Annotated in this window: 11 protein-coding genes; 9 read left to right on the top strand and 2 right to left on the bottom strand. The window is 71.6% G+C overall.

Features of this window, described 5'->3' with window-relative positions; translation table 11 throughout:
* The 5 genes from ACWGJO_RS15375 to ACWGJO_RS15395 form a co-directional block, all read left to right on the top strand.
* Nucleotides 1–3,408: multifunctional oxoglutarate decarboxylase/oxoglutarate dehydrogenase thiamine pyrophosphate-binding subunit/dihydrolipoyllysine-residue succinyltransferase subunit (locus tag ACWGJO_RS15375; protein WP_452184037.1), on the top strand; the 3,408-nt coding region annotated here is incomplete at its 5' end.
* A gap of 242 nt (nucleotides 3,409–3,650) precedes the next feature.
* Nucleotides 3,651–5,591, top strand: coding sequence for a serine/threonine-protein kinase (locus ACWGJO_RS15380; RefSeq protein ID WP_452184039.1), 1,941 nt, complete (start codon nucleotides 3,651–3,653; stop codon nucleotides 5,589–5,591).
* Between the two features lie 52 nt (nucleotides 5,592–5,643).
* On the top strand, nucleotides 5,644–5,823 hold the full coding sequence (locus ACWGJO_RS15385) for a DUF6104 family protein (RefSeq protein ID WP_387695218.1): 180 nt from the start codon (nucleotides 5,644–5,646) through the stop codon (nucleotides 5,821–5,823).
* Between the two features lie 212 nt (nucleotides 5,824–6,035).
* Entirely contained in the window at nucleotides 6,036–6,944 is a 909-nt protein-coding gene (locus tag ACWGJO_RS15390; protein ID WP_452184041.1) for a DUF4097 family beta strand repeat-containing protein, read from the top strand.
* A gap of 1 nt (nucleotide 6,945) precedes the next feature.
* Nucleotides 6,946–7,986, top strand: a complete 1,041-nt coding sequence (locus ACWGJO_RS15395) for a helix-turn-helix transcriptional regulator (protein WP_452184043.1) — start codon at nucleotides 6,946–6,948, stop codon at nucleotides 7,984–7,986.
* Nucleotides 7,987–8,048: 62 nt separating this feature from the next.
* Here the strand turns inward: ACWGJO_RS15395 and ACWGJO_RS15400 are convergent, their stop codons facing one another.
* The gene (locus ACWGJO_RS15400) at nucleotides 8,049–9,011 is read right to left on the bottom strand and encodes a zinc-binding dehydrogenase (RefSeq protein WP_452184045.1); all 963 of its coding nucleotides are present in this window, start codon (nucleotides 9,009–9,011) and stop codon (nucleotides 8,049–8,051) included.
* Between the two features lie 98 nt (nucleotides 9,012–9,109).
* Complete coding sequence (locus ACWGJO_RS15405) at nucleotides 9,110–10,303, bottom strand: NAD(P)-dependent malic enzyme (RefSeq protein WP_380358323.1); 1,194 nt, start codon at nucleotides 10,301–10,303, stop codon at nucleotides 9,110–9,112.
* A gap of 584 nt (nucleotides 10,304–10,887) precedes the next feature.
* On the opposite strand from ACWGJO_RS15405, the gene ACWGJO_RS15410 reads away from it, so the two are divergent.
* The 4 genes from ACWGJO_RS15410 to ACWGJO_RS15425 all read left to right on the top strand — a co-directional run bounded on the left by ACWGJO_RS15410 (nucleotide 10,888) and on the right by ACWGJO_RS15425 (nucleotide 14,970).
* Nucleotides 10,888–11,811 carry an ABC transporter substrate-binding protein gene (locus ACWGJO_RS15410; protein ID WP_452184047.1) on the top strand — a complete coding sequence of 308 codons (924 nt, stop codon included), beginning with the start codon at nucleotides 10,888–10,890 and terminating at the stop codon, nucleotides 11,809–11,811.
* A gap of 420 nt (nucleotides 11,812–12,231) precedes the next feature.
* Nucleotides 12,232–13,158, top strand: coding sequence for an ABC transporter substrate-binding protein (locus ACWGJO_RS15415; protein ID WP_452184048.1), 927 nt, complete (start codon nucleotides 12,232–12,234; stop codon nucleotides 13,156–13,158).
* A gap of 37 nt (nucleotides 13,159–13,195) precedes the next feature.
* Nucleotides 13,196–14,170 carry an amino acid ABC transporter permease gene (locus ACWGJO_RS15420; protein WP_452184050.1) on the top strand — a complete coding sequence of 325 codons (975 nt, stop codon included), beginning with the start codon at nucleotides 13,196–13,198 and terminating at the stop codon, nucleotides 14,168–14,170.
* On the top strand, nucleotides 14,167–14,970 hold the full coding sequence (locus ACWGJO_RS15425; RefSeq protein ID WP_452184052.1) for an amino acid ABC transporter ATP-binding protein: 804 nt from the start codon (nucleotides 14,167–14,169) through the stop codon (nucleotides 14,968–14,970). Before ACWGJO_RS15420 ends, ACWGJO_RS15425 begins: the two co-directional genes overlap by 4 nt.
* Nucleotides 14,971–15,039 lie beyond the last annotated feature (69 nt).

A 15,039-nucleotide genomic window follows, 5' to 3' on the forward strand; every position in this document is an offset into this window, starting at 1 on the left:
CCCAAGGCCGCCGCCCCGGCGCCGGCCGCGGCCGGCGCCACCGCCGGCCCCGAGCTGATCCAGCTGCGCGGCCCGGCGAAGGCCGTCGCCACCAACATGGACGCCTCGCTGGAGGTGCCGACCGCGACCTCGGTCCGCGCCGTGCCGGCGAAGCTGTTGATCGACAACCGCATCGTCATCAACAACCACCTGCAGCGCGCCCGCGGCGGCAAGGTCTCGTTCACCCACCTGATCGGCTACGCCCTGGTCCAGGCCATCAAGGCCGCCCCGGGCATGAACTACAGCTACAAGGTGGAGAACGGCAAGGCCTTCCTGGTCAAGCCGGAGCACGTCAACCTCGGTCTGGCCATCGACCTGGTCAAGCCGAACGGCGACCGCCAGCTGGTCGTCGCGGCCATCAAGAAGGCCGAGACGCTCGACTTCTTCGGCTTCTGGCAGGCCTACGAGGACATCGTCCGCCGGGCCCGCGCCAACAAGCTGACCATGGACGACTTCACCGGCGTCACGGTCTCGCTGACCAACCCCGGCGGCATCGGCACCGTGCACTCCGTGCCGCGCCTGATGCAGAACCAGGGCACCATCGTCGGCGTCGGCGCCATGGAGTACCCGGCCGAGTTCCAGGGCTCCGCCCCGGAGACCCTGTCCCGCCTGGGCGTCTCCAAGATCATGACGCTGACCTCGACCTACGACCACCGCGTCATCCAGGGCGCGGCGTCCGGCGAGTTCCTGCGCGAGATCCACCGCCTGCTGCTCGGCGAGAACGGCTTCTACGACGAGATCTTCGAGTCGCTGCGGATCCCGTACGAGCCGGTCCGCTGGGCGACCGACGTCGCCACCACCCACGACGACGAGGTCAACAAGACCGCCCGCGTCATGGAGCTGATCCACTCCTACCGGGTCCGCGGCCACCTGATGGCCGACACCGACCCGCTGGAGTACAAGCAGCGCAAGCACCCCGACCTGGACGTCACCACCCACGGCCTCACCCTGTGGGACCTGGAGCGCGAGTTCGCGGTCGGCGGTTTCGGCAGCCAGAAGATGATGAAGCTCCGCGACATCCTCGGCCTGCTGCGCAACACCTACTGCCGCACCGTCGGCATCGAGTACATGCACATCCAGGACCCGAAGCAGCGCAAGTGGCTGCAGGAGCGCCTGGAGAAGCCGTACGCGAAGCCCGAGCGCGAGGAGCAGCTGCGGATCCTTCGCCGGCTGAACTCGGCCGAGGCCTTCGAGACCTTCCTGCAGACCAAGTACGTCGGGCAGAAGCGCTTCTCGCTGGAGGGCGGTGAGTCGCTGATCGCGCTGCTGGACGCGACCATCGACGCCGCCGCCGAGCACCGCCTCGACGAGGCCGTCATCGGCATGGCCCACCGCGGCCGCCTGAACGTGCTCGCCAACATCGTCGGCAAGCCGTACGGCAAGATCTTCGGCGAGTTCGAGGGCAACCTCGACCCGAAGTCGATGCACGGCTCCGGTGACGTCAAGTACCACCTGGGCTCCGAGGGCACCTTCACCGGCCTGGACGGCGAGACCATCAAGGTCTCGCTCGCCGCGAACCCCTCCCACCTGGAGACGGTCGACCCGGTCGTCGAGGGCATCGCCCGCGCCAAGCAGGACATCCTGGACCAGGGCGGCACCACCTTCCCGGTGCTGCCGATCCAGATCCACGGCGACGCGGCCTTCGCCGGCCAGGGCGTCGTCGCGGAGACCCTGAACATGTCGCAGCTGCGCGGCTACCGCACCGGCGGCACCGTGCACGTCGTGGTGAACAACCAGGTCGGCTTCACCGCCGCCCCGGCGTCCTCGCGCTCCTCGATGTACTGCACCGACGTGGCACGCATGATCGAGGCCCCGATCTTCCACGTGAACGGCGACGACCCGGAGGCCGTGGTCCGCGTCGCGCGGCTCGCCTTCGAGTTCCGCCAGGAGTTCCACAAGGACGTGGTGATCGACCTCATCTGCTACCGCCGCCGCGGTCACAACGAGGCCGACAACCCGTCGTTCACCCAGCCGCTGATGTACGACCTGATCGACAAGAAGCGCTCGGTGCGCAAGCTGTACACCGAGGGCCTGATCGGTCGCGGCGACATCACCATGGAAGAGGCGGAGCAGGCGCTCCAGGACTTCCAGGGCCAGCTGGAGAAGGTCTTCGCCGAGGTCCGCGACGCGGCCCAGGCCCCGGCCGACACCACCACGGGCAAGCCGGTCGCCGACTTCCCGGTCTCCATCCGGACCGGCATCTCCCAGGAGATGGTCAAGCGGATCGCCGCCTCCCAGGTCAACCACCCGGACTGGCTGACCGTCCACCCGCGCCTGCTGCCGCAGCTGCAGCGCCGCGCCGGCTCGGTCGAGGACAACACCATCGACTGGGCGATGGGCGAGACCCTCGCCATCGGCTCGCTGCTGATGGAGGGCCACCCGGTCCGCCTGGCCGGCCAGGACAGCCGCCGCGGCACCTTCGGCCAGCGGCACGCCGTCCTGATCGACCGCAAGACCGGCGAGGACTACACCCCGCTGCAGTACCTCACCGAGGACCAGGCCCGCTACACCGTCTACGACAGCCTGCTGTCGGAGTACGCGGCCATGGGCTTCGAGTACGGCTACTCGCTGACCCGCCCGAACGCGCTGGTCATGTGGGAGGCGCAGTTCGGCGACTTCGTCAACGGCGCGCAGACCGTGGTGGACGAGTACATCGCCTCCGCCGAGCAGAAGTGGGGCCAGCACTCCGGCGTCACCCTGCTGCTGCCGCACGGCTACGAGGGCCAGGGCCCGGACCACTCGTCCGCCCGCCCGGAGCGCTTCCTCCAGCTGTGCGCGCAGAACAACATGACGGTCGCCATGCCGACCCTGCCGTCGAACTACTTCCACCTGCTGCGCTGGCAGGCGCACAACCCGCACCACAAGCCGCTGGTCGTCTTCACCCCGAAGTCGATGCTGCGTCTGAAGGCCGCGGCGAGTGCGACCGAGGAGTTCCTGTCCGGCTCGTTCCGCCCGGTCATCGGCGACTCCACCGTCGACCCGGCGCAGGTCCGCAAGGTGGTCATCACCGCCGGCAAGTTCTACTACGACCTGGCGGCCGCCCGCACCGAGCGCGGCGTCACCGACACCGCGATCGTCCGGGTCGAGCGGCTCTACCCGCTGCCGGTGGCCGAGCTCCAGGAGGAGCTGGCCCGCTACGGCGACAACGTCCAGTTCGTCTGGGCGCAGGAGGAGCCGGCCAACCAGGGCGCCTGGCCGTTCATCGCGATGAACCTGGTGGACCACCTCCAGGTCGTCATCGGCCGCACCGGCGGCGACGCCCGGCTGCGCCGGGTCGCCCGCACGGCGGCCTCGTCCCCGGCGGTCGGCTCGGCCAAGCGGCACGCCGCCGAGCAGCAGGCACTGGTCGAGGAGGTCTTCGCGCTCTGACGCGCCGAAGCCCCGCGGTCCGAACGCCCGTGGCCCCGTCCTCCCCATCGGGAGGGCGGGGCCACGGGCGTTGGTGCCCGCCGCCCGTTCGGTTCCAGCTCTGCAACCAATCCGGAGCCACCGTGCGCGGACTCCTGACGGATCGATAGGTTATGGCTCGCCGTCCGGCGACCAGGCGCCCGTCCACGCGCCCCGGCCGCCGCGGCCGTACCGCCTCACCGCTCTCCCAGGGGGATCACCGCATGACCGCCGACACGCCTCGGGACGCCGGAACGCTTCCTCCGGTCTTCCAGCCGCTCCTCCCGGACGACCCCCGGGAGGTCGGCGGCTACCGGCTGTTCGCCCGGCTGGGCGCCGGCGGCATGGGCCGGGTCTACCTCTCCTACACCCCGGGCGGGCGCCCGGTGGCGCTCAAGGTGGTGCGCCCGGAGTTCGCCGAGGACGGCGAGTTCCGCCGCCGCTTCGCCCAGGAGGTCAGCAGCGCCCAGCGCATCCACGGGCTCTACACCGCGCAGGTGATCGACTCCGGCGGCCTGGACGGCGACGCCCCCTGGCTGGTCACCGCGTACGTCCCGGGCCCGTCCCTGCAGCAGGTGGTGCGCGAGAACGGCGCGCTGCCGGTGCGCACCGTACTGCTGCTGATGGGCGGCATCGCCGAGGCCCTCCAGGCGATCCACAGCGTCGAGGTGGTCCACCGCGACCTCAAGCCCGCCAATGTGCTGGTCGCCGGGGACGGCCCGCGGGTGATCGACTTCGGCATCGCCCGGGCCGCCGACGCCACCGCGCTGACCGGCACCGGCTACCGGATCGGCTCCCCCGCCTTCATGTCCCCCGAGCAGGCCCAGGGCCGCCCGGCCACCCCGGCCACCGACGTCTTCGCGCTCGGCGCCCTGGCCGCGTACGTGGCCGGCGGCACCGCGCCGTTCGGCGACGGCCCGGACACCGCGGTGCTCTACCGGGTGGTGCACGAGGAGGCGGACCTCACCGCCGTCCCGGCGGACCTGCGCGAACTGATCCAGCGCTGCCTGGCGAAGTCCCCGGAGGACCGCCCCACGCCGGCCGAGATCATCCAGGCCGCCCGCAACCACCCGGAGGTCGGCGGCCAGCTGCGGTTCGGCGACGACTGGCTGCCGCGCGAGGTCAGCACCGAGATCACCCGCCGCTCGGACCTCCCCAGGACTCCGCCGACCCCGCTGCCGGCCGCGCCCGCCACCCCGCCGGCCCCGCTGCCCGCGATGCCGGCCGTTCCCCCGCCCCCCGCCGGCGCGCCGGCCCACCCGGCCACCGCGGCCCACCCGCCGCAGCAGCCGGCGACGCCCCCGTCCGGCTTCGCGCCGCCGCCGGTCGGCTCGTACGGCGCCCCGCAGCCGCCCACCGAGTCGCCGACCGCACCGGTGCTACCCACCCCGCCGACCGTCGGGTTCCACCGGCCGGAGCCGCCGTCCCACGACACCCCGCCGCCCGGCCCGGCGGTGACCGCCGCCCCTGCGCCCGCGCCCGCCCCGGAGCCCGCGCCCGCGCGCAAGGGCGGGGTGTCCTGGAAGGTGCTGCTCACCGTCGCCCTGGTGATGGCGGTCGGCGGCACCGCGGGCGGTGTGGTGCTGATGAAGAAGCTGGACGACGGCAAGGGGTCGGCGGCCGGGCCGGCCCCCGAGGTCACCGTCACCAGGACCTCCGATCCGCTGCCGCCCGCGACCACCTCGGCGGCCCCCCAGAGCCAGAAGCCGAGCGCGGCCCCGACCACCCCCACGCCCACGCCCACGCAGCCGTCCGCCCCCACGGCATCCGGGACCCCGCTGCCCGGCGGCGCCTACGTCGCGGTCTACACCGACCGGGAGCTCGGCTCGCCCGGCCACGACTACGGCTTCGAACTCGCGGCCGGCAAGGTGAGCCCGTCCGGGGGCTCGGCCACCTTCATGGACCCGGACAGCTCCGGCCCCAGGGTGGACACCGACTTCGACCGGTACATCAGCCGGGACGGCTCGCTCACCCCCGAGCAGTGCTCCGCGGCCATCGACCAGAACCCCACCGCCAAGCTCACCTGGGCGGACGTCCCGCCGGGGCGGGTGTTCTGCGTGCGCAACCGCAAGGACCGCAGCGTCGCGATCGTCAGGATGATCAGCCACGAGACGGGTACCGACGCGGTCCGCATCGCGCTGAGCTACTACCGCTACAACGGCTGATCGGCCCCGGACTATCCTGACCAGGTCAATCCCCATCGGACCGGAGCGAACCGTGTACTTCACCGACCGAGGCATCGAGGAACTGGAGAACCGGCGCGGCGAGGAGGAGGTCACCCTGGGGTGGCTGGCCGAGCAGCTGCGCGCGTTCGTCGACCTCAACCCGGACTTCGAGGTCCCGGTCGAGCGGCTGGCCACCTGGCTGGCGCGGCTCGACGACGAGGACGACGAGTGACCCGGTGACGGCCGCCGCGAGGCCCGGGAGGCAACCGCCTCCCGGGCCTCGCGCGTGTTCGGGTACGGAGCCCCGCCGTCCCCGTAGGGGAGGTCTCGGGGACGGATCGGGGTCGGGATCGGGGTCCGGCACGCTTGACTCTGCCAGCACGCGATATATCGTCTTTAAAAGAGAACGCGATACATCGCGATCCGCGACGGGAGGCGGCAGAGATGAGCCAGTGGACGGTCGAGGGCACCGAGAGGATCACCTTCGACGAGTCGGTGCGCACGCTGCACGTGCGGACCATCGAGGGCACGGTGAACGTGGTCGCGGCCGAGGGCCCGGCCCGTCTGGAGGTCACCGAGCTGGTCGGCGACCCCCTGCACGTGACCCTGGTGGACGGCGTCCTCACGGTCACCTACAAGGACATCAACAGCTGGGGCGAGTTCGGCGACTGGCTGAAGTCGGTCGGCTCGGTGAAGAACTTCTTCGGCTCCTTCAAGCGCAAGCGGATCGCCGGCGTGACCGTGACCGTCCCGGCCGACGTCGAGGTCAAGGTCGGCACCGTGTCGGCGCACGCCACCGTCAGCGGCGTCAGCGGGCACGTCTCGGTGCAGAGCGCCAACGGTGACACCACCCTCGCCGGGGTGACCGGCCGGATCGAGGCCAGTACCGTCACCGGCGACGTGGACGCCCAGGCGGTCGGCGGCCGGCTCAAGGTCAACACCGTCTCCGGGCAGCTCACCGTGATCGCCGGTACCGCCGACCGGATCCAGGCCAACACCGTCACCGGGGCCGTCACCCTGGACCTCGACGTGGCGGGTGAGACCGACGTCAAGGTCAACACCGTCAGCGGCGCGGTCGTGGTCCGGATCCCCTCGCTGGCCGACGCCACCGTCGAGGCCGGCTCCACCAGCGGCGACGTCTCCAGCACCTTCGAGGAACTCCAGATGAGCAGCACCTGGGGCGCCAAGAAGATCTCCGGCCGGCTCGGCGAGGGCCGCGGCAACCTCAACGTCACCACCGTCTCCGGCGCGGTCACCGTGCTGCGCCGCCCCGACTCGGAGGAGGAGGGCCCGGTGGTGGTCAAGGAGCTCCCGGCCGGCCCCGGCACCCCGAACCTCACCAAGGAGGCCTGAGATGACCCCGGTGTTCGGCCACGGCCGGCTCCGCCTCTACCTGCTGAAGCTGCTGGACGAGGCCCCGCGGCACGGCTACGAGGTCATCCGGCTGCTGGAGGAGCGGTTCCAGGGCCTGTACGCCCCTTCGGCCGGGACGGTCTACCCGCGGCTGGCCAAGCTGGAGCAGGAGGGCCTGGTCGCCCACAGCACCGAGGGCGGCCGCAAGGTGTACCGGCTGACCGACGCCGGCCGCGCCGAACTCGAAGCCCGTCAGGTCGAGTTGGAGGAGCTGGAGGTGGAGATCCACGACTCCGTGACCCAGCTCGCCGGGGCGATCCGCGAGGACGTCCGGGACAGCGCCAAGGACCTGCGCGAGGAGCTGTGGAACGCCGCGAAGCAGGCGCCCCGGCCGGAGCGCACCGAGGGCGGGGACCCGTGGGCCGGGCCCTGGGGGGACAACGAGTCCTGGCAGCGCGCCAAGGAGGAGTTCGCCCAGTTCAAGCAGCAGGCCAAGGAGCAGGCCAAGCGCGCCCGGGAGCAGGAGAAGGCCGCCAAGGCCAAGGCGAAGGCCGCCGAGGCGGAGGCCCGCCGGCTGCGCGAGCAGGCCAAGGCCTCCCGCACCGCCGCGCAGCAGGAGGCGCTGCGGATCAAGCGGCGGGTCGAGCAGCAGGTGCGCGAGCACGCCGCGAAGGGCGACTGGCCGACCGGGCTGGCCGAGGGCCTCTCGGAGCTGACCAAGGGCCTGGCCGGGCTGGCCGACGCGGCCCGCTGGGGCCACGGCGCGCAGGAGGAGCCCGCCGGGTCCGCCGAGCGGATCACCGTGTCCCGGATCGACCTGGACAAGGACGGGCCCGCCGCGGACGCCGCGGCCGACCTGCCGCCGTGGGCCCGCACCGACCCGGCCGGGGACCCGGCCCGCGAGCTGGAGCGGCTGCTCGACCGCTTCCGCGACCAGGTCCGCGACGCGGCCCGGGACGGCGGGGTGAGCGCGGACAAGCTGGCCGAGGCCCGTACGGTGCTGGGCGCCGCGGGCGAGCGGCTGAAGCGGCTGCTCGGCTGAGCCGGCGGTCCGGAGGGTGACGGCCCGGTGCCCCCGTTCGGGGGCGCCGGGCCGCCGCGGCGTCAGGGGGTGAGGACGATCTTCCCGAAGACGTCGCCCCCGGCCAGCCGGGCGAAGCCGTCCCGGGCCTCGGCCAGCGGCAGCACCGAGTCGATCACCGGCCGGACGCCGGTGTTGGCGCAGAACGCGAGCAGCCCGGCCAGCTCCTCCTTGGTACCCATGGTCGAGCCGACCACCTTGAGCTCCAGGAAGAAGATCCGGTTCAGCTCGGTGGAGCTCGGGTTGGGGCCGGAGGTGGCGCCGGAGATGACCACGGTGCCGCCCGGGCGCAGCGACTTCACCGAGTGCGACCAGGTCGCGGCGCCGACCGTCTCCAGCACCGCGTCCACCCGCTCGGGCAGCCGGGCGCCGCTCTCGAAGGCCGCGTCGGCACCGAGTCCCACCGCCCGGGCGCGCTTGGCCTCGTCCCGTCCGGTGACCCAGACCCGCAGGCCGGCCGCCTTGCCGAGGACGATCAGCGCGGTCGCCACTCCGCCGCCCGCGCCCTGCACCAGGACGGTGTCCCCGGGCTTGACCCCGGCGTTGGTGAACAGCATCCGGTAGGCCGTCAGCCAGGCGGTGGGCAGGCAGGCGGCCTCTTCGAAGCTCAGCCCGGCGGGCTTGGGCAGCAGGTTCCAGGTGGGTACCGCGACCCGCTGGGCGAAGGTGCCCTGGTAGCGCTCGGTCAGGATGGAGCGCGGCTCGTCCGGGCCGACCCCGTGGCCGCTCTGGCCGATCACCGAGTGCAGGACCACCTCGTTGCCGTGCTCGTCAACGCCGGCGGCGTCGCAGCCGAGGATCATCGGCAGCTTCTCGGCGGGCAGGCCGACCCCGCGCAGCGACCACAGGTCGTGGTGGTTGAGGCTGGCGGCCCGGACCGTGACCACGCTCCACCCGGGACGGGCCTGCGGCTCGGGGAGGTCGCCCAGTTCCAGCCCGCTCAGCGGGTCGGCGGCGTCGATACGTGCGGCGTAGGCAGCGAACATGCCCCGGACGATAGCCGCGACGGCCGGGGCCGGGAACCACGCGGAGGTGTGACGCGTGTCCCGGCCCCGGGCCGTTCGGCGGATGTCCGGTCGGATCGTCAGATCCGCGCGACGCCCTCCGCCCGGGCGGCCTCGGCGACGGCCTTGGTGACCGCCGGCGCGACGCGCTCGTCGAACGGCGAGGGGATGACCTTCTGCGGCGTCAGCTCGTCGGCCACGACGCCGGCCAGCGCCTTGGCGGCGGCGAGCTTCATGCCCTCGGTGATCCGGGAGGCGCGGACCTGGAGGGCGCCCGCGAAGATGCCCGGGAAGGCCAGCACGTTGTTGATCTGGTTCGGGAAGTCGCTGCGGCCGGTGGCGACCACGGCGGCGTACTTGTGCGCGACCTCGGGGTGGATCTCCGGGGTGGGGTTGGCCATCGCGAAGACGAACGCGCCCTCGGCCATGGTCGCGACGACCTCCTCCGGCACGGTGCCGCCGGAGACACCGATGAACACGTCGGCGCCGGCCAGCGCGTCGGCCAGCGAGCCCTTGAGGCCGGTGCGGTTGGTCCGCCCGGCGATCTCGGCCTTGACGTCGGTGAGGTCGCCGCGGCCCTCGTGGACGACGCCCTTGCGGTCGCAGACCGCCACGTCGCCGATGCCGGCCGCGACCAGCATCTTGGCGATGGCGATGCCGGCCGCGCCGGCACCGGAGATGACGGCCCGCAGCGAGCCGATCTCACGGCCGGTCACCTTGGCGGCGTTCCACAGGGCGGCGGTGGTGACGATCGCGGTGCCGTGCTGGTCGTCGTGGAAGACCGGGATGTCCAGGGCCTCCTGGAGCCGGCGCTCGATCTCGAAGCAGCGGGGCGCGGAGATGTCCTCCAGGTTGACGCCGCCGAACGAGGGCGCCAGCCGGACCACGGTCTCGACGATCTCGTCGACTCCGGTGCAGGCGAGCGCGATCGGCACCGCGTCCACGCCGCCGAACTGCTTGAACAGGATCGCCTTGCCCTCCATCACGGGCAGCGAGGCCTGCGGGCCGATGTCGCCGAGGCCCAGCACCGCGGTGCCGTCGGTGACCACCGCGACGGTGTTGGCCTTCCAGGTGTAGTCGTTGACCAGCTCCGGCTGCTCGGCGATGGCCGTGCAGACCCGGGCGACACCGGGGGTGTAGGCGAGGGACAGGTCGTCCGCGTCGCGCACCGGGACGGTCGCCCGGATCTCCATCTTGCCGCCGCGGTGGAGCGCGAAAACCGCGTCGACCGGATCGTCGGTGTCCTGGGTGCTGCTGATGATCTCCGCTGCCACGATGACCTCTTCGTCATTGATCTGGCGAGGACGCGCGGCCGACGGGCAGGACGACCCGGCCGGAAACCGGAAACCGGGTACGCCGAAGCGGACCCGGGGTCAGGGTCGGGGCGCTGCCGTCGGGCGGCGCCCTCGGATGAGGGTTTTATGGGGTCTTGTGTTGTCCGCGTTGTGCTTCCGGGCCGAGCGTAGGTCGGACGAAGGCATCGCACCTATGCCTTTTCGTCCTCGTCACGTGCGGTTCATCGCCGTGCCGTCGCGTCACAGGGCCCGGCGTCGGAAGCGCCGGGCACCGGCGGCGGCAACGGCTTGAGCGCACGCGCACCCGCAGGAGTGAACGCAGATCCGAAGGGGAGTCGGCGCCCCGGATACGGAGCCGCGTGAGGACTTCCGTTCCCGGGCACCCCGAGCCTGTCGGGGCTCGTCGGTCTGGTTCGAGCGTTCGGGGGTCACCCGGTAACGAATTCTGACACACCCGCCGCCGGGCCCGGCAGGCCGGGATGGCAGGATCGCTTGTCCGCCATTTCGCGTACACCCGCGCGACACCGTGGCGGCCGCTCGTCCCTCCCACAGGAGCCTCCCTCATGCTTCACGTCCGCCATGCCCGTCGTCCGATACCGGCCGCCGCCGCCCTGGCCACCGCCGGTGCCCTGCTGCTGACCGGCTGCGGCGGCGGGCAGGCCGCCTCGGACGACCCGGTCAAGGACCTCCGCGGCAAGCTGCCGAACGCCCAGCGGACGGCCGGGGCCCTGCGGGTCGGCATGGACGTCAACTACGCCCCGGTGGAGTACCGCGGCCCGGACGGCAAGCCGGCCGGCCTCGACCCGGAGCTCGCCGCCGCCCTGGGCCGGATCCTCGACGTGCGGGTCGAGTTCGTCGACACCCCCTTCGACAAGCTGGTGCCGAACCTCCAGGCCAAGCAGTACGACGTGGCGATGTCGGCGCTCAGCGACACCCGCCAGCGCCGCGACGCCCTGGACGAGAACGGCAAGCAGACCGGCCCCGGCGTGGACTTCGTGGACTACTTCATCGCCGGCACCTCGATCGTCGTCCCGAAGGGCAACCCCAAGGGGATCAAGGGCCTGGACGACCTGTGCGGCAGGACCGTCTCGCTCCAGCAGGGCACCACCCAGGACGAGATCGTCACCCGCCAGGTGGCCGTCTGCGCCCGGGCCGGGCGCCCGCTGACCCCCCACAAGGTGGACACCGACGCCAAGGCGCTGGCCGAGGTCGCCTCCGGCGCCGCCGCGGCCGGCCTGAACGACTTCCCGGTGGCCGCCTACGCGGCGAAGACCACCGACGGCGGCGGCCGCTTCGAGGTGACCGGCGGGCAGTCCACCTCCAACCCGTACGGGATCGCGGTTCGCAAGGACGACGGGCAGCTGCGCGACGTGCTGGCCAAGGCGATCGACCAGCTGATCCGCAGCGGCGAGTACGACAAGATCCTGGCCAAGTGGAACGTGAGCGCCGGCGCGGCGCAGAACGCGGTGGTCAACGGGGGCATCTGATCCGGCGGGCGACGGGCGCCGGGTGCGGCACGGACCGGTCTGCATACGTATGCGCAGGGTGACAGGGGCACGGAATAAGTCCGAATAGCGGACAGTGCGACCCCTCGTTATCCGATTTTGATCTGGATGAGGGCCATCTGACTGTCATCAGATGGCAGGATTCCCCCCATCTCGGATCGAGTCGGCCACTGGTCGAGGCCGTCCGGTCAACGTCCACCTCGGCGGAGGGTGGCGGAAGCAGTACCGCGTACGACCCCGGGCGGCTCCCCCCGCGCCCGGGAAACCGCACGACCCGGCCTGCACGTACGACGACGTACGGCGACACGCACCCGTACCGAGCCGCGCGGCTCGCCGGTCCGGTGCGCCGCTCCCGCGGCGCGCTCCGCCCGACCTCTCTCCCCCAGGATGGAGATCCCCCTCATGACCACCCGTATCCAGCGCAGCCGGCTCCTCGCAGCCGGTGTGGTCGCCGCGTCGGTCTCCCTCGTGCTGACCGGTTGCAGCAGCAGCAAGAGCGACGGCGGCGGCGCCCCCAACGCCTCCGCCACCGTCAACGAGGTCAAGGCCGACCCCAAGCTGGCCTCGCTCGTCCCGGAGGACGTCAAGTCCGCCGGCAAGATCGTCGTGGGCGCGGACGCCTCGTACGCCCCGGACGAGTTCAAGGACGACAGCGGCAAGATCATCGGCATGGACGTCGACCTGGCCAACGCCATCGCCGCCAAGCTCGGACTGAAGGCCGAGGTCCAGGACTCCGGCTTCACCGCGATCATCCCCGGCATCCAGTCGAACAAGTTCCAGCTCGGCATGTCGTCCTTCACGGACAACAAGGAGCGCGAGCAGATCGTCGACATGGTCACCTACTTCAACTCCGGCAGCGCCGTCGCGGTGAAGAAGGGCAACCCGGAGAAGGTCGACCCGAAGGACCTCTGCGGCAAGAAGATCGCCGTCCAGACCGGCACCACCCAGGCCGACGAGATCAAGGACACCCGCGACCCGGACTGCGCCAAGGCCGGCAAGCCGGGCATCCCGAACGAGGGCGACAAGTTCGACCTCCAGACGGACGTCACCAACGCCGTGGTGTCCGGGCGCGACCAGGCGATGATGGCCGACTCCCAGGTGATCGACTACGCGATCAAGCAGTCCGGCGGCCAGCTGGAGAAGGTCGGCGAGACCTACGGCACGGCCCCCTACGGTGTCGCCCTGGCCAAGGGCTCCAAGCTGACCCCGGCCGTCCAGGGCGCCGTCCAGTCGCTGATCGACGACGGCACCTACAAGCAGATCCTCACCAAGTGGGGCGTCGAGGCCGGCGCCATCTCCACGTCGGCCGTCAACGGTGCCGTCAGCTGACCCTCGTTCGCTCCATCTTCTCCCCCGAGGCCACACCGTGAACTCTTTGGACAAGGGGACGGCGGAGAAGGGGCGGCCTGACATCATCAAGGCCGTCCCCGTCCGCCACCCCGGACGCTGGGCGGGCGCCGTCGTCATCGCCCTGCTCGCGGCGATGCTGCTGAGCGCCCTCCTCACCAACCCCGCTTTCAAGTGGGACATCGTCGGTCAGTACCTGTTCCACGACAGCATCATGCACGGCCTGCTGGTGACGCTGGAACTGACCGTGCTCGCCATGCTCATGGGTGTGGTCGGCGGCATCATCCTCGCGGTGATGCGCCTGTCCCCGAACCCGCTGCTGGCCGGCGTCGCGTGGGTCTACATCTGGATCTTCCGCGGCACCCCGGTGCTGGTGCAGCTGGTGTTCTGGAACTTCCTCGGCCTGATCTGGGCCAAGCTGTCGATCGGCGTCCCGTGGGGGCCCGAGTTCTGGTCCCAGCAGACCAACGTGCTGATCCCGACCTTCGTCGCCGCACTGCTGGGCCTCGGCCTCAACGAGGCCGCCTACATGGCGGAGATCGTCCGCGGCGGCATCCAGTCGGTGGACGAGGGCCAGAGCGAGGCCGCGCACGCGCTCGGCATGAGCCGGTTCCGGACCATGCGCCGGATCGTCCTGCCGCAGGCCATGCGGGTGATCATCCCGCCGACCGGCAACGAGACCATCTCGATGCTCAAGACCACCTCGCTGGTCTCCGTGATCTCCCTGGAGGAGATCTTCCGGGCCGGCCAGGTCATCTACTCCCGGAACTACCAGAACATCCCGCTGCTGATCGTGGTCAGCCTCTGGTACCTGTTCTTCACCTCGGTGCTGACCATCGGCCAGTACTACATCGAGCGCCACTACGCCCGAGGCTCCAACCGCACCCTCCCGCCCACCCCGCTGCAGCGACTGCGGGGCCTGTTCGCCGGGAAGCCCGCCCCGAGGACGACCGCCGACGTCGTCCCGGGGCTCGAGGGAGGTGGTCACGTATGACCGATCTGACCAAGACCCCCGCCGACGCCGCGGCCCCGGCCGAGCCCATGGTCCGCGCCGAGAACGTGCACAAGTCCTACGGCCCGGTCGAGGTGCTCAAGGGCATCGACCTGGAGGTGGCGAAGGGCGAGGTGTTCTGCCTGATCGGCCCCTCCGGCTCCGGCAAGTCGACCTTCCTGCGGTGCATCAACCACCTGGAGAAGATCAACGGCGGCCGCCTCTGGGTGGACGGCGAGCTGGTCGGCTACCAGCAGAAGGGCGACCGGCTGTACGAGCTCAAGGACCGCGAGGTCGCCCTCAAGCGGCGCGACATCGGCATGGTCTTCCAGCGCTTCAACCTGTTCCCGCACATGACCGCCGTCGAGAACGTCATGGAGGCGCCGGTCCAGGTCAAGGGCGAGAGCAGGGCCGACGCCCGCGAGCGCGGCATGGCCCTGCTGGAGCGGGTCGGCCTCGCCGACAAGGCGAAGAACTACCCCTCGCAGCTCTCCGGCGGCCAGCAGCAGCGCGTGGCGATCGCCCGCGCGCTGGCCATGAAGCCCAAGCTGATGCTCTTCGACGAGCCGACCTCCGCGCTCGACCCGGAGCTGGTCGGCGACGTCCTGGACGTCATGCGCGGCCTCGCCGAGGAGGGCATGACCATGGTGGTCGTCACCCACGAGATGGGCTTCGCCCGCGAGGTCGGCGACGCGCTGGTGTTCATGGACGGCGGTGTGGTGGTCGAGTCCGGCAACCCCCGCGAGGTACTCACCAACCCCCAGCACGAGCGCACCAGGGCCTTCCTGTCCAAGGTGCTCTGAGCCCGTACCGTCGGCGCCCGGCAGGCCGCTCCTGCCGGGTGCCGACGCCCTCCCGCCAGGGAAAAGAGG

The sequence above is a fragment of the Kitasatospora sp. NPDC054795 genome, assembly GCF_053611565.1.

What these genes read in the sequence shown, in the direction of transcription:
- ACWGJO_RS15395 (WP_452184043.1), top strand. Translation starts at nt 6,946, where the DNA reads ATGACCCCGGTGTTCGGCCACGGCCGGCTCCGCCTCTACCTGCTGAAG.
- ACWGJO_RS15415 (WP_452184048.1), top strand. Translation starts at nt 12,232, where the DNA reads ATGACCACCCGTATCCAGCGCAGCCGGCTCCTCGCAGCCGGTGTGGTC.
- ACWGJO_RS15380 (WP_452184039.1), top strand. Translation starts at nt 3,651, where the DNA reads ATGACCGCCGACACGCCTCGGGACGCCGGAACGCTTCCTCCGGTCTTC.
- ACWGJO_RS15400 (WP_452184045.1), bottom strand. Translation starts at nt 9,011, where the DNA reads ATGTTCGCTGCCTACGCCGCACGTATCGACGCCGCCGACCCGCTGAGC.
- ACWGJO_RS15425 (WP_452184052.1), top strand. Translation starts at nt 14,167, where the DNA reads ATGACCGATCTGACCAAGACCCCCGCCGACGCCGCGGCCCCGGCCGAG.
- ACWGJO_RS15390 (WP_452184041.1), top strand. Translation starts at nt 6,036, where the DNA reads ATGAGCCAGTGGACGGTCGAGGGCACCGAGAGGATCACCTTCGACGAG.
- ACWGJO_RS15410 (WP_452184047.1), top strand. Translation starts at nt 10,888, where the DNA reads ATGCTTCACGTCCGCCATGCCCGTCGTCCGATACCGGCCGCCGCCGCC.